We start from the raw sequence: 23,240 nt of genomic DNA on the forward strand, positions 1-23,240 counted from the left end.
GTAAGTGTTGCTGAACTACGGCTAACAAAATCAAAATATGGAAAGTGGTGAATCCAATGGAAGAAAATAAACATCATGGTATGAAAGACGCAATGGAGGGCCAATTTCTGCCAATGTTCTCTTTTTCAAGTGGTATGGGACAAGAGGTACTTCCTGACCTTTACTGTTACACGAACCAAATTGTGAATGTGTGTTTAGTGGGGGACCCAGAAAAAACAGATGAGTGGGTTTTAATTGACACTGGTATGCCTGAATCGGTCAACAGTATTATTAAGGTAGTAGAAGACCGTTTCGGAGAAAATAGTAAACCAAAAGCGATCATACAGACACACGGTCATTTTGACCATGTAGGTTCCGTAGTAGATTTGGTAGAAAAATGGGGCATTCCAGTATATGCACACGAGGCGGAGTTGCCTTTTTTAACTGGAAAACAAAGTTACCCAGAGCCAGATGGATCGGTTGAAGGCGGACTTGTGGCCAAAATGTCCCCGATGTTTCCGAATGAACCAGTTGATTTAGGAACCAACATAGAAGCGCTACCTTCTGACGGAAGTATCCCCCATATGCCTGGTTGGAGATGGCTCCATACACCAGGACATGCACCAGGACACATATCCTTATTCAGAGATGAAGACCGTGCACTCATTGCGGGTGACGCATTTGTTACGGTGAAACAAGAATCGCTTTATAAGGTGGTGACGCAAGAAGAGGAGATCAATGGTCCTCCGAGATATTTAACCACGGATTGGGATGCGGCTAGAAAGTCTGTTGAGAAACTAGAAGCTTTAAAGCCTGCAGTTGCGGTGACTGGACACGGGCATCCAATGTCCGGCGATGAGCTTTTAGATGGTTTGGAAAGATTGGTAAGGGAATTTGATCATATTGCTATTCCGGATTACGGACGCTTTGTAAATCGCAAACAATGATTTTACTATAATAAGAAATATGAGGGTGGCTCAAAATATCCATAAACAAATTTTGAGTCATTTTGTTTTGAAGAATAAGAGAAGGTTCTTTTAGTTTGATTCTATATTAATGGAATTGGATATGGGGGCATCGTATGGGTAACCTTTTAATAAAAACTACCTACAGAAAATAAATTTGTTTATAATCCCCTGCATTTTCCCATCGTACAATCGCATCCTGCTTTCAGCCTAACATCATGTACTAAGCACTTCAGAAAGGAAAAAGAAAAAGGCGGATAGACTCCAATGTAAATATAATTTTCACCCTTTTTTTGCTATTTTTATTATATGAAAGTAACTTCTTTGATCCTCTGTTTTATGTTATAATCCAATTTGCCATTAAAAAGTTTATAGTTTTCACTCATATAATCGCAGGGATATGGCCTGCAAGTTTCTACCGAGCCCCGTAAAGGTTTCGACTATGAGTAGCGATATATTTGTGTTCTACAATTTTATTGGGGACCCAGGAAATATTGTTTACTCATCTAGATGGGGACATTTCCTGGGTTTTTGTTCTGCGTAAATGTTAGAAGATTGAAGTGAAAATAATGGTGGCTAAATGGTTATGCTTTACAACTTAGAATTACAGAAGGAGTAAAAAATGATGTATTTTATTATTAATGTTATTGGGATTTTAACCGTACTAGGCTTAAGCTTTCTTTTATCGTTCAATAAAAAGCAAATAGCCATAAAGCCAATTATTATTTTGTTTGTATTACAATTAGCTACCACTTGGTTCATGTTATCAACTGATATTGGCGGTAAAGTGATTACATTAATTGCGGACTTCTTCCTTTGGTTAATTAGTAGTGGTATGTCTGGTGTGAATTTTATATTTGGAGACTTTGCACCGCTTGATGGCTCCACATTTACATTTTTCATGAATGTATTAATGCCAATCATTTTTATTGTAGTATTCTTTGATATTTTAACTTACTTTGGTATCCTACCTGCTATGATTAATGGAATTGGGTGGCTGTTTTCTAAAATTGCGAAGACGAATCGGTTTGAGAGCTTTTATGCGATACAAGTTATGTTTTTGGGAAACAATGAGGCATTGGCGGTAACGCGCAGCCAATTAAATAAAATGAGTGACAAGCGGCTCTTAACGATTGCTATGATTAGTATGTCTTGTGTGAGCGCAGGAATGATAGGGGGCTATTTACAAGTATTGGGACCGAAATATGTTTTAACGGCGATTCCACTCAATGCAATAGGGGCATTAATCATTACCTCTTTAATTAATCCCTATGAAGTAACCAAGGAAGAGGATATTGATTACGCTCCATCGAAATCTGAAAAGGATAACTTTTTTAATATGATTTCAAACAGTATGTTAACGGGTGGTAAACTGGCAATAATCATTGCGGTCATGCTTATTGGCTTTGTATCACTCATTACAGCCTTGAACACCTTTTTAGGATTGATTAATAATCAACTTTCACTTGAAAATATTTTTGGGATAATCTTTTCACCAATTAGCTTCTTGATGGGGGTGGAAGTATCACAAGTATTTGCAGTTGGGCAGTTGATGGGTGTAAAAATTGTTACAAATGAGTTTGTGGCTATGCAGAGCTTAAGTGAAATAATTTCCACCTTAAATCCACATACCGAGGCAGTTATCTCTACGTTTCTTGTTTCTTTCTGTAACTTTACAACAATCGGAATTATTCTAGGAAGTATGCAAGCATTATTTGGAGAAGGAAAATCTAAATTTATTGCAAAATATACAGGGTTATTATTAGTAAGCGGGATTCTAGTATCTAGTTTAACTGCGATGGTTGTAGGATTGTTCGTTTGGTAAAAAAACATTAATTGGAGGTAGTTTGCTATGGATAGACACAACCCGCAATATTATATATCCAATCTTGGATTAGTTCCACATCCGGAGGGTGGATATTATAAGAGGACATTTGAATCTGAGGAGCGGACTTCTGATCAAGAATTGACAGTGAATTTTGAAGGGAAGCGGAAGATGTATACAAGCATTTATTTCCTATTAACTTCTAATGACGTATCCCATTTTCACCGTTTGAAATCCGATGAATTATGGTATTATCACGCTGGAAGTCCGTTAACGATTCATATAATTGATGAAAATGGAGATTATAAAGAGATTCAGTTAGGGTTAAACATGGAGAGGGGAGAGGTGCCTCAAGCGTTAGTGCCAAAAAACGCTATCTTTGGATCGTCTGTTATGCATGAGGATGCATTTTCTTTAGTTGGTTGTATGGTTTCCCCAGGTTTTGAATTTCAAGACTTTGAATTATTCTCACAGGAAAATCTTTTATCAAAGTATCCGGAATACAAGGATATAATAATGAAGTTAGCATATGAAAAAATTCCGGAATAAACGAGCGACAATTTGTGGCTTCATAAAGAAAAGCTTTGCCAGTTTATAAGGGTTTAACCGGGAGAAAAACGATGTATTCGGATGGTTTTTCAATCATCACCCAATAGGTTTTCATCAATCCAAAATCAATACAAATGCTGGCTGGATCCAATACGGATCCGGCCCTTCTTTATGAAACGAGCTTCAGAGAACTTTTGTCTGTTTTTGTGGGCGTAAAACACTTGCATAAAATATTTAAGTCAGTTACTATGTAATTGATCAATCAATAAATAAAAACTATAAGGAGATGGAGTAATGGCTAGATCAAAAAGTGGAACTCGTAAAGAAGATATTCTAGAGGCAGGTTTAGAAGTATTTGCGGAAAGGGGTTATTATAATACAACAACCGCACTTATTGCTGAAAAAGCAGGCATATCTCAGCCTTATGTTTTTAGATTCTTTAAAACTAAAGAGGAATTGTTTGTAGCAGCTTTAGATCGGGCATTTGAAAGGATTCTTCAAACTTTTAAACAAGTGGAGTCTAGCCCTGATCAACTAGTTACCAAAATGATTGAGGCATATGAGGAGTTGTCTGTATCCAACCCTAATGAAATTGCGTTGCAAGTTATTGGACTTTCTGTGCCAGAAGTATCAATAAAAAATTCTACGAGGAAGGGCTTTTCAAACCTTAGAAGTTATACATTGGAAAGGTTTCGATCTGCAGGAATTACAAATGCAGATAGAGAGGTCACGACCTTCTTGGCTAGAGGAATACTCTGCAATATCTCCTTTTTTATAGATTTACCTGAGCTTATTGACGGCAAAAAAACCATGACCGATTAGGCTCGGGTTTTTATTTCAACATTAGTTATTGATTGATCACTAAATAATTAAAGGAGGAATTATTTAATGGATACAGCGATTGTATTAGGAGCAACCGGTGGGACTGGGCAGGTCATTGTTTCGGAATTACTGACAAGAGATGTAAAGGTCATTGCTTTTGGGCGTTCTGAAAATAAATTGAAATCATTAATGGAGGAACACGATTTTAATCAACGGCTATCATATAAGCTAGGTGATATATTTGATTATCGAACCATTGTAGAAGCGGCGAAAAATACGGAAGTGATATTTCAATGTGCCAATGTGAAATATCAAGAGATGGAGGAACAACTGCATTTGCTTGGAAAAAGTGTGATGAAAGCAGCAAATGTTTTAGGTAAGAAGATTGTTATTGTAGATGGAATATATGTTTACGGACATCAAGTTGCAAAAGGCGATGAAAGTCATCCAAAAAAACCACATACGAAGAAGGGTAAAATAAGGGTGGAATTTGAGCATTTAATATTTAGTAGCAAATGGGAGAATGCAAAAGCATTAATTGTTAGACTGCCGGATTATTATGGTGTAACTTCACAGAATTCCTACCTACAGCCTACGATGGATGGAATGATTTCTCATAAAACGCCTATTTTTATTGGAAATTTGAAAACCCCCCGGGAATATGTCTATCTACCAGACGCAGCTAAGATGATTGTGAATATAGCGGAAAAAGACGATGCATATGGAGAAAACTGGAATATACCCGGAGCGGGATTGATTTCAGGTAAAGAAATCGTTCAGATCGCCCGTGAGGTAACTGGAAATCAAAAGTGGGTCATTCCTTTAAATAAAAGTGCTATACGTTTCATTGGGTTGTTTGATCCGTTTATGAGAGAAGTTGTTGAGATCATGTACCTAACTAAAGAAGGATTTGTTCTGAATAGCGAAAAATATGAAAGGCGTATCGGAGCCATTTCAACAACTCCCTTTAGAGCTGGCCTAGAAGAAACATTGCGACTTTTAATGCGTAAAGGGAATTAGGCTTTGCTTGTTGCATCAAAATAATTTTCATTCGTCGACCACCACTTCATGAATTAAACCCAACCGTTTTTCGAAAAGCAAGCCTTTAATGAAGAATGCCTTAGTTGCACTTAGGCAGTAGGAAATTTTTATATTTTCCTATTTGCAAATAAAGGTTGATCAAAACGGGAAAACCGAATCCGATTTTGATCAAACCTTTTCACAGATATATAGAAATTTAAAGAAGATGATCCCTGTTCAATACAGAAATCATCTTCTAAATTTAGGCATAGGTATTTTTAAAAGGTCCTTTACAAGGGGCGGCGGACTTTATTTTTCGACAGGACTTCCTCTAAATATTCATTTACCATATCAATATCAGTTCCCACTTTAATTTCTCGGTCTTCATCTTTCTTTAAACGTGTTTTGGCTTTTTCGAGTATAAGCGCTGCATTACTTTTAGGTACTACGACTACTCCATCCGCATCTCCAACTATAATATCCCCTGATGATACGTAAACCCCACCACATTTTATTGGAACATTTAATTGTCCTATTTTATTTTTTCTACCGGCCGCAGTTGTGGTTCCTTTACAGAAAACTGGATAATTTAGCTCCTTAGTACCTCTTATATCACGAACTACTCCATCGGCAATAATACCATTTAAGCCTTTTGTTTTTGCGAGACCAACAATAAAGTCACCCGCAAATGCATGATTAGTCCATCCTTTACCATCAATGACTAGAACATCACCTGGATTGGCTTTGTAGATTGCTTCAAGTACAGATATATTTTCACCAGCCTCAATATTGACAGTGAAGGCTGGTCCAGATACATGCCAATCTTCAATTAAAGGCTTAATGGTTCCATCCATATAATTAGTACTGTCCAAAGCATCCGTTATGCAAGTAGTAGGAATGTTATCAAACGCATGATCATTGGTCACTTTAATCTCTCCATTCAAGTTTATTTATCGTAGTTTGGCGGGCGATATATAGAGAGCCGAAAATATTAAGTGGGGTAACCCTTCGCACAACCACTGCTAGCAGGGCACAAAGATTAATTCGGGCATTCCGTCATTCATACGAGAAAGCATTACTTAATTAATTCTACAAAACCAGTTTAATTCCTTTATTATTTAAAATGATTTATTGGCAAATCGCGCATCTAACTTTAAAACCCAATAACTTTCAGATTTGACGGTAGTTGGTTTTCTCTCTTAAATAAATAATTCATCCTAGGTTTGAGCGAATTCCTGTGGCATTTGTACATAACCTAAATGGTAACCAACAATTAAATGAATTGGTAGGCTAGCTCCTAGATGGTGTTTATTTGATCGCATCCTTTTCTCTTGCTTTCACTAAATAATATGCATTAATCCAAGCGGTGATCGGAATAATCAAAGCGACACCAATTCCGGCACATAGTATCGTGATCACTTCGGCACTAAACACTTTGGAATTGACGATTTCTCCAAAAGAATACGATAAATCTTTAAACCAGATAAGCAATCCCAGGTAGCTCCCGAAGAAGGCGAAAAATAGCGTATTCGTATCTGTTCCTAAGACATCTCTTCCGATACTTAATCCGAAGCGGAATAAATCTTTCTTACTGATGGATGGGTGATGATGAAATACTTCGCGCATAGGAGAGGCAATCGAGATGGCAATGTCTGTAATCGAACCGATTGTACTCATAATAATCACCGCAGCTCCGATTTTAACAAAATCGACGCCGATATTAAGAGAAAATACACTGAGTTCCTCGATTTCTTCTTCTCCAAATCCCTGAATCATCGCTTTTTTGGTTACGATGACGATGAAAAAGAGCAAAATAGCAATCGTTATCATCGAAGAAAGGAAGGCTGTTTTGGTTTTACTGTTCACGCCATTAATGTAAAACAAATTAATGGAGCTAATTGCTGTACAGGCGATCAGGGTTAAGATCACCGGATTGATAGTAGGAATTGTCATCACAATAATGATAATGAGAAACACACCAAAGTTCATGAATAAAGTAAAAAAAGATCGTGCACCTTTTTTTCCACCAATCAGTACCATCAACAGGAATAGAATACCTGCTAGTAACACTTGTACAGTCATGATTTTGCCTTCTTTCTAGTAGCAAAAAATATAGAAGTATATAGGCTGATCGGGATGGCTAACACGATTCCGATCCCACCAGCCAAGGCCCGAGCCAATTCCAGTGAAAGGTTCATGGTAAAGGAGAAGACCAGTGGCGACCCATTGTTTAAATATAAAATCAGTACCGGAATCGATCCGCTGATATATACGAAAAACAAAATATTTGTCATCGTTCCCATAATATCTTTGCCAATCTCCATTCCGGATGTTCGAAGTGCCTTTTTTGATATGTTATTATCTTTTTCATATAGTCCGAATATAGAAGAAGACATGGTAATTGCTATATCCATGACCCCTCCTAAAGACCCGAGAAATAAACCAGCCATAAATACTACTTTATAGGGGCGGGTTAGAAATTGCATTTCTTCATATCGTAGACCATTTTCAGAAGTGGCCTGTATCACATAATAAGCTATGAGTAGCGAAATAAAAGTCCCTATAAGTGTAGCTGCAATTGCGGCAAGTGTTTTTTTATTCAAGCCGTTAACGAGTAATAAAGAAATGACAGTAAATAAAATAGCAGCTATACTACATATCCATAACAAACGGGTACTTTCATAATTTACATAAATATCCAATGCGTAAGATAATATGGCAGCATTGACTGCCAAACTTATAATAGAAAACAGCCCTTGTCTTTTACCGACAATAAGTAAGGTAAAGATAAAAACCCATCCCACGAACATAATGTATTTATCACGTTTTACATCTTTTATGGTTCCAGTTAAATCTGTATTTTCTTCTATATTTTTCTTATCAATCGAAACAAATAATTCATTTCCAGCATGGTATTCCTGATCATATGCTCCTGAAGATGAATATTCATTGGTTAAATGGATTTGCTTACCCTTTTCTTTTCCGTTTTTTAATTCAGCTACGATGCGTTGCGTGAATAGACGGTCCTTATTATGATGGACGTCGGTCACATTCGTTGTATCTTCCAAATGGGTTTTGACGACCTTAGCGATTGGGCGTTCATAGAATGAATAATTGTGATTTACAAAAATAATAGAGGCGACAAAACAAAGACCTATTATGGTGTACAAAATAATTTGTTTGTAAGTCATTTTTTTCAATTTGTTTATGATAATATTCAAGAGATACCTCCAACTATCGGGATGGAATCCAGTGTATATTCAGCAAAGGAGCCTCATCTAACGACGGTGTGCTGTGAACGATGGACTTAGAATAACAATAATAGTTACTACGGTCAATAAAACCTCTCTAATACATCAAAGGAAGCAGGAGAACCTTCTCCTGCTTCCTTTATGATGCCACTTCTTCTTTTACCCCGTTTAATTGATCTACCTTCCGTATCTTGAAATTCTTGAAAATAATGGATCCAATATAGCCTGAGATAGCACCAACCAATGCGCAAAGTGTTGCAATAATGGTTACCTTAATGGGATCATTAAATCCGTACATAACAGCCAAACCAGCAATGGGTGTGGCTGTTCCTGGTGCATTGTTAATTAATCCAGACAGGGAAATAATGATTCCGGCAGTAGCTCCTCCAATGAAGTTAGTTATATATACCGGGATAGGATTTGCTGAAATAATATCGGCTTGTGTTAATGGTTCAATCGCTACGGATATCGTTGTCCTGATATCACCAAATTTCATGCGGTGGAACAAAACAAAATTTAGAAATGATGATCCAAATACTGCCAACGCTCCGATGGCCATCGGTAGACCAGTCAATCCCAGCATTGCAGTTAATGCCATTGAACTTAAGGGAGCAGTTGCTACAACCGTTATAACCCCACCAAGCACAATTCCCATATAAATTGGGTTAGCATTGGCCGTTTCTGTAATAATTCCACCAATATGAAGTAATGTGGCATCAACAATAGGATCAGCGTACACGGCAAGTAATCGAACAAGCGGTGTTGCTATAAGAATGATAACGATCAGATCCAGACCTGCGGGAATTTTTTTCTCCATTATATTTACGATAAACGATACCAAATAAGCTGCGATAAATCCTGGCAATAGTCCTAGGCCAGCGCAGGATACCCCTAGCATTAATGCATAAACGGGGGAGACGCCCATTGCAAGGGCAACGAGTGCTGCCGCTGCTACTCCTCCCATGCTTCCGGCAGCATCACCTACTTGACCAAGTAGTTCAATATGTAATATGTCTCCTCCAACATATTTTTGAAATGCCTCAACTAGAAAAGAAGCAACTGCAGCACTTGCTAGCGCCCCCATTGCTTTCATTCCATTCGGAGCTTTATAGCTAAATAATGAAAAAAATGCTAAAACGATTAGTAGTAATGCAGTTCCTTTTATAATTTCCATGATGTTTTTCTCCTCTTGGTGTAATCGGTTTCAAGTGCGGGCAAAAAAATATTTTTTTATGTCTCTTACGCTATCTCAGGATATCAAAACACAAAACGATTTACAACACGATTTATAATGACATAATATTTCTGAAATAGTTTGGAATAAAGTCTCATGTTCAAACATGAAATTATAATGGATAAAAAAACGTTTTTAATCATAATATTAAACGAATGGACGTGCTTCCAAAAGGGTGATTAAGGGAGGATTTATCAGTGAATTTAATTGAAAATACCAAGCAAATTCTTATTCGCTTTTTTGCAGAGCGGTTTTATGACCAATCGGCACAAATGGCTTATTACCTTATGTTATCATTTTTTCCTTTTTTAATTTTCCTTTTTTCCCTGATGGGGTTTCTGCAGCTAAATCCAAATAACATTCTTGAAATGATCGAGCCATTTGCACCTCAAGAGACATATATCATAGTCCGAAACACGTTGGATAACATATTGGATAAAGGACGGGGGGAGCTCTTGTCCTTTAGTCTTGTAGCGGCATTTTGGCTGGCATCGATGGCTATCCAATCCCTGGTTCGGTCGTTAAATAAAGCTTATAAAATCAGGCGGAAACAGTCGTTCTTTTTGCAGGGGATTATAAGTGATTTACTACTTACCTTGGGATTTATGATTATCTTGTCCTTATCCTTGCTGGTTCCAATTATAGAAGATATTGTTCGTACCTTTGTTCTAACGCAAGTTAAAGTCGGTGAATTATGGTACTATTTATGGTTTTTAACGAGGTGGGGCCTCGGTACGTTGTTCTTATATCTATTCTTTACAGCCTTATATAAGGTTGTACCCAGTATTAGGATACCCTGGAGAGGGGTTTTACCAGGGGCATTGTTTGCAACGATTGGCTGGCAAGTTGTATCAATTGGCTTTTCAAAGTATGTCGGTGTTACTAACTACTCTGAATTCTATGGACAACTAGGCAGTATCATTGTATTAATGGTTTGGTTTTATCTTACGGCTGTTGTCTTATTAATAGGAGGTTTAATTAATGCCTTGGTTTATAAAAAATAAATAAGGTGATAAAAAGTATCACAAAATCAGTCAGACTGCTTTTTTACTAAATTTAATCTTTTTTCTGAGCGGCTTTCTTTCCTGATAGAAACCACCCAATTACAGCGATACCAATAAGTACACCCCAGAAAGTAATTGTCCAACCAATGCTATGTGGAAATGATTCAGGTAATATATTCACTTTTTTATGAGAAAGTGTAATCACAGCAAGTTTTACGCCAATCCATGCAACGATTAGGAAAGCAACGGTTTCTAAACCAGGGCGTTTATCCAGCAGTTGAACAAACCAGTTTGCTGCGAATTTAATTAAAATCAATCCTGCGATCGTACCGGCAACAATAATTGCAAACTTTCCACCATCTAATCCCCCAAAGTTAGGAAGCGTTGTTTCTGGTAATGTGACTGCAAGTGCAACAGCTGCAAGAACTGAGTCAATTGCGAAGGCGATGTCAGCCACACCAATTTTTGCTACTGTAGGCCAAAATCCAGGTCCTTCTTTAACTGCATTATCATCGTAATCTTTTTTCGAACGAAAGAATGTACGATAAACATGTTTACTACCTATGTAAATGAGATAGGCCGCACCGATAGCCTGAACCTGCCAAACATTTGCCATATATGATATGAGGAAGATAGAAATAAAACGGAAAACAAATGCTCCCAAAATACCATAATTAATGGCACGCTTTTTTTCATCTTCAGGCAAGTGCTTAGCTATAACTGCGATTACGAGTGCGTTATCAGCGGACAGTATTCCTTCTAGACCGATTAATATTAACAATGTCCATGCATACTCTATCCAAATAGACTCCATATTTACTTACTACCCCTTTCAAATATAAATCCTATCGTATAGTATGGTGAAATTCGCTTAAAAAATGCAGAAGGTCTTTTCATTAAAATTTTAAGTCTTTCTGGAATTGGGACATGAAAGGATAAAAGTAAAGGATCAATTTTACAGATATTTTCAATGCCTATTCGCTTTCTTATAATAAAGATGTTATTTTTATTATAAATATTTATTATTTATAGACCTAGACTTAGGTTGTAGATGTTAGTTGAATTACAATTAAAAGAACATGAAAATAGAGGGAATGTGTAGTATGAATGAAGCGTTAATAAAAAAAGCAGATGCATGCTATCAACTTGCTGAGCAGAAGGCAGAAGATTATTTCCAGTTACTTTCTCAACAACTGATGGAAAAGACCTATGTATTTACCCTAACAAAAGATATACAATCCTGGAAGCAGAACCATATTCACCATCATTCATTAGTATCCTTCTTTTTACGTGGAAAGAGGAAACACAGTCCTAAGGGATATTACAATTATATCCAATGGCTGGATTATACAGGCAAACTAGATAATTATCTGGATCGTAGCATTTCGTATATCTTTATGCGGGATCTGGGAAAGGCCTTGGACGCTCCTAATACACAGAACAGGATTCGACAAGTTGTTGACAGTTTAAAAAATCATTTGACGCATTCCGCCGCGATAAAGCGAAATGATAAAGTAGAAACGTATAACATGGCTGGGTTATACCGATTGGCCCAGAAGGAAGGCATTGAATCCACCATGATCTGGCTGATAAAAAAATTAAAAACTGTATCCTCTAATATTCCAAGGGGGATGCATGTTGAAGAAGCCCAGCGAAAGCTTATTAAAATTATTGCTGGTACACTCATGCATGAAATTGAAGAGATAGGCGATGGGGTATCACCTGAAAAACGTGCAAAAAAACTAGGCGAAGCAATAAGACTAGGTTATTCCTATGGGTTAAGCTATCCATTCATTGACGATCTTCTGGATTCAGAAGTCTTATCTGTTAAAGAGAAAAAACAATATACTAAGTTAATACGTACCACCCTTATTACAGGGTCTGTGCCGGAACTGGGTGATTGGACTGGAAAAAACAAAGATCTGATACAATATATTCATTTGGAACTTCGTGATGCCTTTGCGTATATTAAGGGCCGTCTGCGACGAGAGTCAACAGGAAATTTCTTTGAGCAATCCTATGTGTTTTTCCAATCCCAGGAAATGGACCGCACCAAGGATCTATCAAAGGCAACTTACACCAATGAAGAACTTTACATACCAATTATCCTAAAATCCGCTTCTTCACGATTGATTGTCCGTTCAGTAATCAGTGCTCCTGAGGATGTGGGCTTTGACAATCGGACGTTTTTTTATGGCATTTACAACCAGCTGGCTGATGATTTTGCAGATATGTTTGATGACATGGAGGCTGGCGCAGTTACACCCTATACCTATTATATGAAATATCATAATGAACGTCCGGATCTTATTAATCCTTATGAATTATATTGGACGGTTATCGCCAATTTAATTCATAATGTTTACCACTCAGATACCAAAACATGTGAGGTGATATTGGACCGTGCGATAAACGGTCTGAAAAGGTTTAAAGAACGAATGGGAAGCAGAAAATATAATGAAGTGATGGAACTATTTGCTTCCGGAAATCCGAAATTCAATCGCCTCATACAAAATATGGTTCTTAAAGCGGATGATGTGGATTTCTTTGATAAATTGCTTCGAGATCATATAATTATGAATTTTAAAAATGAACGAGTGGAGCAGGAAGTATTTCTAAATACGGTTGAAACCGTACGCAATGAGATTAACAATATATTGCTTATTCCTAAAAGTAATCATGATGTAATCATGAAAGCGCCAATCATTGACGCTGCGAATTACAGTCTGAAGGGCGATGGTAAGCGACTCCGGCCAATAGTGACTTGGGTTATGGGTGTCAATGAATATGGTTTAGGTAAAACGGCAATCGTGCCACTTCTGAGATCATTGGAATATATGCATACTGCGTCTCTCATTTTCGATGATCTGCCTTCCCAGGATAATGCTTCCATACGTCGGGGACGTCCAACGTTACATCAGAGGTATGATATTGCTATAGCAGAATTAACTGGTCTATTTTTGACACAGAAAGCCGTTGAAGAACAAGCGTCTCTTAAAACGTTCAATTCGAAAATTGTGCTTCACTTAATTCAATATTCGGCCCAAAAAACATTAGATATGTGTAAGGGACAGGCGTTAGATTTGGATTCTAAAGGGAAACAATTAACGCTGGAACAATTAAATATGATTTGTTTTTATAAAACTGGAATAGCATTTGAAGCTTCCCTCGTAATGCCTGCAATACTTGCAGATAAAAAGGAATTAGAAATAAAGGTTTTGAAAAAAATTGCCTATCATGCCGGCATTGCTTTTCAGATTAAGGATGACTTGCTTGATGTTGAAGGAGACCTGGTATTACTCGGAAAACCAATTGGGAACGACGCTAAAAACAACAGTTCGACTTTTGTGTCAATCCTAGGTGCTGATGGTGCCCAAAAAGCGATGTGGGAGCATTATTGTCTTGCTATGGAAGCTTTGCAAGAAATGCCGAGTAATACTACTTTTTTGAAGCATTTATTGAATTATATTGTGAATAGGGATAATTGAGCGCTTGTTATACTTAAAATAAATTGTGAGGTAATTAAAAAGGTGTCAGTCTTTCACTTATGTATTCATTCAATTTCAAACCTAATAGGAAGGTACAAAATTGAAGCGAAATCTATTAATGATTAATGAATTTCGTACAACATATTATAAAGTAGAAGAAAAAAGACACCTATTTTATTTATTCATGGTCCAGGTTTCATCTCTTCCTTCCTTGAGAACACCATCTTGCAGGCCTTTCGTGTTTCACTCCATTTTTCTAAGTGTTTATTTGTTCAATACTAGTAAATCTACCATGAATACTCATCAAATAGAAATTTTGAAGTGATGGATGGAAATATTTGGATAATAGCTGATATAGGAATATAATTAATAAGGTAAAATACAAAATAGATGGAGGGATACGAATGCTCAGTCCAGATTTATTGATAACAAATGCAGTTGTATTAACATTGGATTCACAAAACAGAATAGCTGGTTCCATAGCGGTGAAAGATGGCTATATTACTGGCATTTGGGAGCAATCAGAACCACCAAAAGGTGAAATAGAGGCAATGTCAAAAGCGAAGATTATGAACCTAAAGGGGGCTACGCTAATCCCTGGTTTTATTGATACACATAATCACATTCTTGGATATTCACAAATTATAGATTTTGTTAATTGTGGTACACCACCTAATCATCAAATGAAAGATATTCTAGAGCAAGTTCGATTGAAAGCGGATGCATATGCAGAGGGAGAATGGATTCGAGGATTTGGTTATGATGACACTGCACTGGAAGAAAAGCGCCATCTGACAAGAACAGAATTGGATAGTGTGGCGCCAAACCATCCTGTATTTATTTCTCATGTTACAGGACACTTGGCTGTGGCTAATTCTGCAGCGCTAAGATTGGCTGGTATTAAGGAGGATGTGGCTGAGCCGCAAGACGGAAAATTTGGTAGAGATCATAATGGACGCTTAAATGGTGTATTATATGAAAAAACAGCTATGGCACCTATTGCGAAAGTGATACCCCAAAACTCGGGAACGGAGATGGTTGACCAGTTAGGAAGAGCAGCACAGGATTATTTAGCTCAAGGCATTACCATGAACACGGATGCTGCTGTAGGAATGTTTGATAATTCAAAGGCAGAACTGGATGTACATTTTGCAGCAGCAAGAAACGGCGTAAATCCAATGCGGACACAATTAATGCTCATGCATAATTTTCTGCAAGAAAATGAAGCGTATGGAGCATATACTGCCGAAGCGTTAGATCAGGAGTTTCAGGCTGCGTCCAATGGTCTTGTGCATCTAGATAGTGCCAAAATGTTTCAGGACGGATCCATACAAGCATTAACTGGTGCGCTCAGAGAACCTTATTATTGTGATAAAAATGAACGCGGTAAACTCTTTCACGATCAGGATGATTTTAATGCGGAAGTATTGGATTTGCATCGACGTGGCTTCCGCGTAACGACACACGGTAATGGTGACCGTGCAATTGGATCAATATTGGAGGCGTATGCGCATGCTTTGGAAGCTGAGCCAAGGACGCGTCATCAACATCGAATTGAACATGTTCAGACGGGTACTTCAGAAGACTTAGCGAAAATGGCGGAACTGGATGTTGCTGGGTCGTTTTTCATTAACCATGTATATTATTGGGGAAAGAGACATGAGGAATTATTTTTAGGCCCTGAAAGAGCAAGGAGAATCAGCCCCTTGGCAGAAGCTGTTGAACATGACTTGCTGTTCACATTACATTCGGATTGCCCAGTAACACCTATTTCACCATTGTTTTCGGTTTGGGCTGCTGTAAATCGTCTAACCAAGGAAGGCGAGGTCTTGGGAGTAGAGCAACGTATTGATGTCATTACTGCCTTAAAATCCATGACGATTTATGGTGCGAAGTTAAACTTCGCGGAAGAGGAATTAGGAAGTATAGAAACAGGAAAAAGAGCAGATTTCGCTGTGCTTGACGCTGACCCTACTGCAGTTGATCCAGTAGATATAAAAGATATAGCGATTTTGACAACAATGATAGACGGAAAGATAGTTTATGAGAAAGAGAATTCGATTTAATATCGATCTTGAATGAGCAACCGGATCTGATAGCTTATCAGATCCGGTTGCTCATTTTATGTTATGACTCTATTTTTACTAACTGAAATGCATCGACATCAAAATCCTTCAATAACTTTTTTGGATCTTTATCAAATTGGATGATTCCCATTGTTTTTTCTTCTTCATCAATTTTTTCCCAATTAGATTTGTCAACGATTAAAAATATATCTCCATAAGTCCTTCCATCGCCAATGATCGTATTTCCTCCATAAGATATATCAATGGGGTGGTCATTTATTTCTAATTTATCCATATTTTCCTTTGCGAATAAAATGGCTTCTCCTTTTGAAGTTTTAGGAAGTTTCTTCATTGCTTCAGTTTCAGAGTCCTTTAATACTTCCTTAAGAAGTCCTTTTTCAATCAGCACACTTGCGGTTTTTTTCTCGAGAATAATAACTGTTTGATCGCCCGTCTCGGTAGTTTTATAGGGATAGCTGTCTTTTTCTTTGATGTGTTTTTTATGTTCTTTAAAACCATTTTTAACCGCATTATCATCTCCGTATATAATGACACCATTTCCTTTTTCGAATATGTCTTTGATTTGGCCGCATCCTGACATGAGGGATCCAGCTACAATGATTGTTAAACATAAACCAATTATTTTTTTCATTTGTTATTTCTCCCTTGAGGTTATGATTTATTTTCTATATTGAGTATAAGCATAAACACGATTTACTCCTATGTGATTAGGTGACACAGACCTTTCAAAATTGTAAGGCTGCATATAAAGATTTATAAAAATATCGTCATATCCAATTACACACATTTGAAGTCTTTTCAAGTATAGAGATATAGCATATAGTAGTTGAAGGGATAGAGAGAATTCAGAGGGGGAAAGAGCAGTCCGACTTTCCAAAGCATTATTATGATAGAGAACACATCATAAGAGGAGATGGTTTGAATGAAACGAATTCCACTGAAAATGATAAGAAAAGATTTGTTGCATATACCTGAGTATTCGCTTCCGAATGGATTTCGAATGAGGTTGTTTGAAAAAAGTGATGAACATAACTGGGCTAAGATTGAAACAAGTGTAGATGAATTTGAAAATGAGGAAGCTGCACTAGAACGTTTCAATAAAGAATTCGGAGCCTATTTGGATGAAATGACCAGGCGTTGTATTTTCATTGAGAATAGTAACGGGGAAGCGATTGGAACCACAACAGCATGGTACGGAGATTTAAAGGGCGATGGGGAAATATCAGGTAGAATACATTGGGTCGGTGTTGCTCCCGAGTATCAAGGGAAGAAACTTGCTAAACCATTACTTAGTGCAGCGATGAATATTTTGGCTAATTACCATTCAAAAGCCTATCTTACATCCCAAACTACTAGTTATCAAGCGGTTAATATGTATCTAAATTATGGATTTGAGCCTTTCATTACAGGACCAACCTGTAATGAGGCATGGTCATTGTTAGAGGAAATTTTAAACCGAAAAATATTAGTGTAACTTTAGAAGAGAGCGTAATATTCAAATTCATGAAAAAGTACAGATGTCCCCTTAAAAAGGGACATCGAATGCAGGAATCAAATCAATCTTGTTCCATTTGTACTGTGTTTTCATTTAAAAGTCATATTTCGCTTCTTTTTCCGCTCGTATTTTTGTATACGTTTCTGTTAACGAGATGGTATCCTCAACTAAACGTTCAATGCGGAAGACCACATCATCATTTACAATTTCCTTTTGGTGAAAGTCTTTTTCCTCGATAAATACATACGTCTGAACAATTTGTGCTTTCATATAAGCCAAAATCGGCTTTAATTGTTGCTCAGCAATTAAGAAATGTTTCGGTGAGCCGGCTGTTACAAGGACGCTCACCACTTTGTCCCGAAAAGCGTTGACCGGTAGCAAATCAAAAATGTTTTTTAATGTTGCGGGAATGGACGCCTGGAAAATCGGTGTTCCAATCATAATGGCATCTGCTTCCATGATCGTCTTTGCAACATACCCCGTATCGCCTTCATAATCCATATAAATGCGTCCATCACTAAATTGAATGTCATATGCCGCTAAATCGATGAATGTCACCTCGGCATTTGGATATTTACTGGTGACTTCTTTATGCGTATAGTTCATTGCAGTTCGTGTTTTCGTCCCTACGTTTGAACCAGATAAAATAACGATCTTCACCTTATATGCCTCCTATTTCTTTGCTGTATATTTTTTAATGGCAGGTAATATTTCTGTACCGATGAGCTCAATGTTTTTCGCTAACTTATCAAATGGCACACCACCAAAATCCATTTGTGCGATATAACGTTGATGACCGAATAGCTCATGCTGATAAAGAATCTTCTCGATAATTTGCTGCGGACTGCCGATATTCATTACGTCTCGTTTATCTGCCCCTTGTGCAAATTGCTGTTTCGGATAGCCTTGTCCATTCGTTCGCTTCATTCCTTCATTAATATGCGGATAATACTCTTTTTGTGCTTGTTGTGTTGTTTCTGCAGTATAGAAAAAACCAGCTGTTGAAATTGGCAGTTCTGATGGATCGAAGCCACTACGTTCTGCTGCCTCGCGATAAGCGTCAATGGAAAACTTAAAGCTTGTGGCAGGCCCACCCAAAGTAGCCAGGAACATTGGAACGCCAGCGTAGCCTGCCTTAATTGCACTGGCAGGTGGTCCACCAACCGCCCGCCAAATTGGCATCGAACCGTTTTTAGGGCGCGGGATAACTTTTGCATTGTTTAATGGCTCGCGAAACTGCCCACTCCAATTGACAATTTCCTCTTGGTTAATCTTTAATAGTAATTCAAACTTTTCCTCATATAACGCTTCATAATCCCGAAGGTTATAGCCTAGTAAGTCAAATAATCCGACTCTCGATGCACGACCAGCAATAATTTCTGCGCGTCCTTTCGAAATCAGATCAAGGGTTGCAAAATTCTCGTATACACGCACGGGATCTGATGTGCTAATAATCGTGGAGGAGCTTGAAATTTTAATTTTACTTGTTGCCTGTGCAATCGCTGCTAATACAATGGCGTGTGCTTGCGTTGCAAAATACTCCTGATGACTTTCCCCAACACTGAAAAAGTCAATCCCAGCTTGCTCCGCCAGTTTTGCTAATTCAATGATTTCATGAATGCGCTGTTCTGCGGAAATGCGTTCTCCTGTAATAGGGTCTGGGAGATGATCGCCCAGTGTATAAATCCCGAATTCCAAACCTTTACTTTGATCAATCCGATATTTTTCCATTTTATCAATCCTTCTATCCTTATAGTATGTGTCGATTATTTCATGATTGCTTTACGAACGGCTGGTACGACTTCTGTAGTAAGCATTTCAAGTATTTCCTGAACTTTGCGAAAGGGAATCCCTGAAGAGTCAATCTGGGCAATGAATCGATTATGTCCGAATAGCTCATGCTGATAAAGGATTTTTTCAATGATTTGCTGTGGACTACCTACCATTATAGCATTTTTAATACTTGTTCCTTCCGCATAGTGGTCCTTTGGAAATGGGGTGCCTCGTGTTTTGATGAATGTGTTATTAATATATGGGAAAAAGTCTTTCATTGCTGTCTGTGAATCTTTATCAATATATACCAATGTTGCTGCTGCAACTGGTAGCTTTTTCACATCATGACCATATTCTGTTGCAGCTCGACGATAAGCATCTACCCTTCTTGCAAATACGCTTGATGCGCCATAAAGTGCTGCCAAGTGCATGGGTATGCCCATTCTTCCGGCCTTAATCGCACTGGAAAAATGTTGTCCTACAGCACGCCAAATAGGAATATGCCCCTTCATTGGCTGTGGAAAAAGCGATGCATTTTGGAGAGGGGGACGGAATTGGCCATTCCAAGTCACTTGTTGCTCTTTATTTAGTCGCATTAATAAATCAAATTTCTCATCAAATAATTCATCATAATCTTCTAAATCATAGCCAAATAATTTATATGCACCATAACGTGAACCGCGTCCTGCAACAATTTCAGCTCTCCCCTCAGAGAGTAGATCCACGGTGGAGAAATCTTCATACACTCGAACTGGATCAGAGGTGCTCAACACAGTGGATGTACTTAATAATTTTATTTTTTTAGTTACACTAGCTATGGCACCAAGTATAACCGGTGTAGAAGTGGCTACGAAAAATTCCTGATGACTTTCCCCGACACCAAAAACATCTAAACCAGCATCTTCTGCAAGCTTTGCTAAGTCTACCAATTCCTTCAATCGCTGTTGCTCACTTATATGGTGGCCTGTTACAGGGTTCTCTATATGGTCACCTAAAGTATATAGTCCAAATTCCATATCCTTAATCACATCCGTACGAAATACTTCCATGCTCCTCCCCCCTTTCAAGTTTTCCTGTATAATGTTATTATATACTGCAACGATAATTAATGTAAGTACGCACTTTTAAGTGGTATAGTATACAAAAAGATACTAATGAGGTGAATGTGATGGAAATGCAGCCAGAACTATGCCGTGTGGAAGATGCACTTGGGGTTTTAGTGGGGAAATGGAAACCCATTATATTATTAACCTTACTTCAAGAAGGTACGAAAAGATTTAGCGATTTAAAACGGAGTGTACCAGGAATCACGCAGAAAATGTTAACCAAACAACTACGTGAATTGGAAGAAGAGGATATTATCTCGCGTAAAGTATATCCCCAGGTACCACCAAAGGTAGAGTATTCTATTACTGAATATGGAAAAGGCTTGGAACCTATTTTAGTGGCGATGCATGAATGGGGAACAGCACATACCATGCGTAAAATGGAAAAGATGCGTGTACAAAACTAAATTCGTTTATCAATTTCACTGTGTATAGAAAACAAAGTGGTAGATTCAATCTATTCTTTGTTTTTTTTTGATATATATTAACTTGATAAATATAGATATAAAAAGTATATTAGGTTATATAAAGTAACTTTGTTATATAAAGAAACTGACACCTGATTAGGATTAAGTTAATATGGAGAGGGAAGATTGATTTTATGGAAAAGAAATTCTTTGAAAAACCTGTAGTATATGTAGGAGACATAAGTATAAATGTAACTGAATTGGAGCGTTCCCTTGCTTTTTATCAAGATATATTTGGCTTTATCATATTGGAACAAACGGATCAAAAAGCGGTGCTATCAGCAGATGGTAAAATGCCTCTTTTAACATTAACACAGCCTGATCATGTGCTGCCTAAAGAAAGAAGAACAACTGGTTTATATCATTTTGCAATCCTTTTACCAACACGTGCAGCACTTGCGAACTTCTTGAAGCATCTTGTGCAGGTAGGTGGTTCCCAATTTCATCTAGGTGCGTCAGATCATGGTGTAAGTGAAGCACTTTATTTCAGTGATCCAGACGGGAATGGCATTGAAGTGGCGCATGATCGCCCGTCTTCCGAATGGAACTGGTCAAAGGGCGAGGGAGAAATGGTAACAGAAGTATTGGACGGCGATAACCTGGTTGCTGAGCGTGATCAACAATGGGATGGGCTGCCAAAGGATACGGTAATGGGGCATATCCATCTACATGTTACTGAATTGGATAAGATAGAATCGTTTTACACAAAAGGTCTTGGATTTAACGTTGTGACGAGATATCCGGGTGCAATATTTACATCTACAGGTGATTATCACCACCATATCGCGTTAAATGTATGGAATGGGGAAGGTGCTAGAACACCAGCAAAAAACAGTGTAGGTTTAAACTGGTATACACTTGTATTCCCTAATGAAACGAGTAGGGAAAAGGTAATTGATCAACTGCAACAGGTTGGGGCTAGTGTAGTTAGCGAGGGAGACTACTATACAACGGAGGACCCTTCTGGAAATACGATACACTTGAGGTTGGGTAACAATTAATATTGTAGTATTATCTCTTATATTACAGGAATTTTGTTGATGCTTAGTACACGATATTTAATGATTATGTTTATATCCACATCTGGCCATCATAAGCAACGACTGAGGTGGATGTAAACATTGCAAATGCTTTACACCTTTTGGATAGGGGATGGCTTTCGTGCTAAGCTTTAGAAAGATAGGAGGTCTCTTTCCCGAGTTGGAGACCCTCTATCTATTTATTCCAAATTTCATAATGTGGGCTGTTCCATAACGCTGTAAAGCTGTTTGTCCATTCCTTCGCCAATTCCTTATTTTTTATCGTTAGAAGTTGTTCTTGGTTTTCATATGCGGATGCTTCAGTATAATTATAAGATCCGGTTGTGACAAGCGTTTTATCGACGATCGTCATTTTAAGATGCATTTTTTGCGATGGATTTGTTTTCACGGCTATTCCGTTTCTAGTGAATATTTTTAGGATAGCTGACCGCTCACTCTTCTCCGCTTTCTTTGCATCTGTAATCAGCCTCACGGACACACCGCGTTTTTTGGCTTTCAATATAGCTTCAGCAATCTCTTTATCCTGCAAGTTATATATCGCAATATCTAATGTCTGGTTAGCACCTTTGATTGCATGAAGAAGCAATACTTTCGGATCATTAACAAGGTTACTAAAAGCGCTGGTAATGACTGTATTAGACTTAACTAATGCTTGATGAGATTTGTTATTCAAAAAATATTTAGTGATGAACAAGGTGTTTACAAGCAGTGAAATGATAAGTATGGTGTATAGTAAAGTCTGCATATTCAATTTCAATGTCGTTCCTCCATAAAAAGTTATCTTTCATACTAACATGGGCTAGTTAAAATAATACTAAACCCTATCAACTAAAATGTGTTAGATAATTGATTTGTCTAACAAGTGGGTGTACAAATTAACTGTTCGTGGTATACTATATGTAGAAAATCATATACTATGAAAAACCGTCCCATGCTGTTACATGGAACGGTTACAATAAGACCAAACCCCATCAAGAGGGGCTAGGCACAATAGGAAAAATAATCCCTCAGTTACCTTGCTAAGATTACATGAGGGGTTATTTTTTGTTTTGATCGGACATGATGAACGCAATTAACATGCCGAATGAAATCATCAGCGTCAGTGCAATTTCCACATCCATTGGCAAACACCTCC

Annotated in this window: 21 protein-coding genes and 1 riboswitch; of the genes, 11 read left to right on the forward strand and 10 right to left on the reverse strand. The window is 37.7% G+C overall.

The features are described from left to right. Positions 1-56 precede the first annotated feature (56 nt). From JOC34_RS09045 to JOC34_RS09065, 5 genes are all read left to right on the forward strand, one after another. Positions 57-926, forward strand: coding sequence for an MBL fold metallo-hydrolase (locus JOC34_RS09045; RefSeq protein ID WP_205136437.1), 870 nt, complete (start codon positions 57-59; stop codon positions 924-926). Between the two features lie 380 nt (positions 927-1,306). Then, positions 1,307-1,407, forward strand: a riboswitch (purine riboswitch). A 162-nt stretch (positions 1,408-1,569) separates the two neighbouring features. Next, positions 1,570-2,769 (forward strand): NupC/NupG family nucleoside CNT transporter, encoded by a 1,200-nt coding sequence (locus JOC34_RS09050; RefSeq protein WP_205136438.1) that lies wholly within the window; start codon positions 1,570-1,572, stop codon positions 2,767-2,769. Positions 2,770-2,796: 27 nt separating this feature from the next. After that, entirely contained in the window at positions 2,797-3,318 is a 522-nt protein-coding gene (locus tag JOC34_RS09055) for a cupin domain-containing protein (RefSeq protein WP_205136439.1), read from the forward strand. Positions 3,319-3,612: 294 nt separating this feature from the next. Next, a complete protein-coding gene (locus JOC34_RS09060; protein WP_205136440.1) occupies positions 3,613-4,140 on the forward strand; it encodes a TetR/AcrR family transcriptional regulator in 528 nt (175 codons plus the stop codon). 66 nt (positions 4,141-4,206) lie between these two features. Further along, on the forward strand, positions 4,207-5,160 hold the full coding sequence (locus tag JOC34_RS09065) for an NAD-dependent epimerase/dehydratase family protein (protein WP_205136441.1): 954 nt from the start codon (positions 4,207-4,209) through the stop codon (positions 5,158-5,160). Positions 5,161-5,450: 290 nt separating this feature from the next. On the opposite strand, the gene JOC34_RS09070 is transcribed toward JOC34_RS09065, so the two are convergent. The 4 genes from JOC34_RS09070 to JOC34_RS09085 all read right to left on the reverse strand — a co-directional run bounded on the left by JOC34_RS09070 (position 5,451) and on the right by JOC34_RS09085 (position 9,585). Next, positions 5,451-6,086: an RraA family protein gene (locus JOC34_RS09070; RefSeq protein WP_205136442.1), complete on the reverse strand. Its 636-nt coding sequence runs from the start codon at positions 6,084-6,086 to the stop codon at positions 5,451-5,453. 382 nt (positions 6,087-6,468) lie between these two features. Next, positions 6,469-7,242 (reverse strand): YibE/F family protein, encoded by a 774-nt coding sequence (locus tag JOC34_RS09075; RefSeq protein WP_205136443.1) that lies wholly within the window; start codon positions 7,240-7,242, stop codon positions 6,469-6,471. Further along, a complete protein-coding gene (locus tag JOC34_RS09080; RefSeq protein WP_420856122.1) occupies positions 7,239-8,381 on the reverse strand; it encodes a YibE/F family protein in 1,143 nt (380 codons plus the stop codon). Before JOC34_RS09080 ends, JOC34_RS09075 begins: the two co-directional genes overlap by 4 nt. A 169-nt stretch (positions 8,382-8,550) precedes the next feature. After that, positions 8,551-9,585 carry a PTS sugar transporter subunit IIC gene (locus JOC34_RS09085; protein WP_205136444.1) on the reverse strand — a complete coding sequence of 345 codons (1,035 nt, stop codon included), beginning with the start codon at positions 9,583-9,585 and terminating at the stop codon, positions 8,551-8,553. Positions 9,586-9,842: 257 nt separating this feature from the next. On the opposite strand from JOC34_RS09085, the gene JOC34_RS09090 reads away from it, so the two are divergent. Next, positions 9,843-10,649: a YhjD/YihY/BrkB family envelope integrity protein gene (locus JOC34_RS09090; protein WP_205136445.1), complete on the forward strand. Its 807-nt coding sequence runs from the start codon at positions 9,843-9,845 to the stop codon at positions 10,647-10,649. Between the two features lie 52 nt (positions 10,650-10,701). Here the strand turns inward: JOC34_RS09090 and JOC34_RS09095 are convergent, their stop codons facing one another. Further along, positions 10,702-11,463, reverse strand: a complete 762-nt coding sequence (locus tag JOC34_RS09095) for a TerC family protein (protein WP_205136446.1) — start codon at positions 11,461-11,463, stop codon at positions 10,702-10,704. 280 nt (positions 11,464-11,743) lie between these two features. Here JOC34_RS09095 and JOC34_RS09100 point away from each other — a divergent pair, with 280 nt between their 5' ends. Together JOC34_RS09100 and JOC34_RS09105 are read left to right on the forward strand one after the other, a co-directional pair. Continuing rightward, positions 11,744-14,137: a polyprenyl synthetase family protein gene (locus tag JOC34_RS09100; RefSeq protein WP_420856123.1), complete on the forward strand. Its 2,394-nt coding sequence runs from the start codon at positions 11,744-11,746 to the stop codon at positions 14,135-14,137. A 404-nt stretch (positions 14,138-14,541) separates the two neighbouring features. Further along, positions 14,542-16,203, forward strand: coding sequence for an amidohydrolase (locus tag JOC34_RS09105; RefSeq protein ID WP_205136448.1), 1,662 nt, complete (start codon positions 14,542-14,544; stop codon positions 16,201-16,203). A gap of 61 nt (positions 16,204-16,264) precedes the next feature. Here the strand turns inward: JOC34_RS09105 and JOC34_RS09110 are convergent, their stop codons facing one another. Next, positions 16,265-16,855 (reverse strand): lipoprotein BA_5634 family protein, encoded by a 591-nt coding sequence (locus JOC34_RS09110; protein WP_205136449.1) that lies wholly within the window; start codon positions 16,853-16,855, stop codon positions 16,265-16,267. Positions 16,856-17,146: 291 nt separating this feature from the next. On the opposite strand from JOC34_RS09110, the gene JOC34_RS09115 reads away from it, so the two are divergent. Further along, positions 17,147-17,698: a GNAT family N-acetyltransferase gene (locus tag JOC34_RS09115; protein ID WP_205136450.1), complete on the forward strand. Its 552-nt coding sequence runs from the start codon at positions 17,147-17,149 to the stop codon at positions 17,696-17,698. A gap of 114 nt (positions 17,699-17,812) precedes the next feature. Here the strand turns inward: JOC34_RS09115 and JOC34_RS09120 are convergent, their stop codons facing one another. The 3 genes from JOC34_RS09120 to JOC34_RS09130 are packed head-to-tail and all read right to left on the reverse strand — an operon-like array spanning position 17,813 to position 20,541. Continuing rightward, on the reverse strand, positions 17,813-18,379 hold the full coding sequence (locus JOC34_RS09120) for an NAD(P)H-dependent oxidoreductase (protein WP_205136451.1): 567 nt from the start codon (positions 18,377-18,379) through the stop codon (positions 17,813-17,815). 12 nt (positions 18,380-18,391) lie between these two features. Beyond that, complete coding sequence (locus JOC34_RS09125) at positions 18,392-19,450, reverse strand: LLM class flavin-dependent oxidoreductase (protein ID WP_205136452.1); 1,059 nt, start codon at positions 19,448-19,450, stop codon at positions 18,392-18,394. 35 nt (positions 19,451-19,485) lie between these two features. Continuing rightward, complete coding sequence (locus JOC34_RS09130; RefSeq protein ID WP_205136453.1) at positions 19,486-20,541, reverse strand: LLM class flavin-dependent oxidoreductase; 1,056 nt, start codon at positions 20,539-20,541, stop codon at positions 19,486-19,488. Positions 20,542-20,660: 119 nt separating this feature from the next. On the opposite strand from JOC34_RS09130, the gene JOC34_RS09135 reads away from it, so the two are divergent. Both JOC34_RS09135 and JOC34_RS09140 read left to right on the forward strand, forming a co-directional pair. Then, on the forward strand, positions 20,661-21,005 hold the full coding sequence (locus tag JOC34_RS09135) for a winged helix-turn-helix transcriptional regulator (protein WP_205136454.1): 345 nt from the start codon (positions 20,661-20,663) through the stop codon (positions 21,003-21,005). 194 nt (positions 21,006-21,199) lie between these two features. Next, entirely contained in the window at positions 21,200-22,066 is an 867-nt protein-coding gene (locus JOC34_RS09140) for a VOC family protein (RefSeq protein WP_205136455.1), read from the forward strand. Between the two features lie 214 nt (positions 22,067-22,280). On the opposite strand, the gene JOC34_RS09145 is transcribed toward JOC34_RS09140, so the two are convergent. Beyond that, positions 22,281-22,862, reverse strand: coding sequence for a phospholipase D-like domain-containing protein (locus JOC34_RS09145; RefSeq protein ID WP_205136456.1), 582 nt, complete (start codon positions 22,860-22,862; stop codon positions 22,281-22,283). Positions 22,863-23,240: the final 378 nt, after the last annotated feature.

The organism is Virgibacillus halotolerans (assembly GCF_016908515.1).
In the GTDB taxonomy this organism is placed as follows: Bacteria; Bacillota; Bacilli; order Bacillales; family Amphibacillaceae; genus Virgibacillus_M; species Virgibacillus_M halotolerans.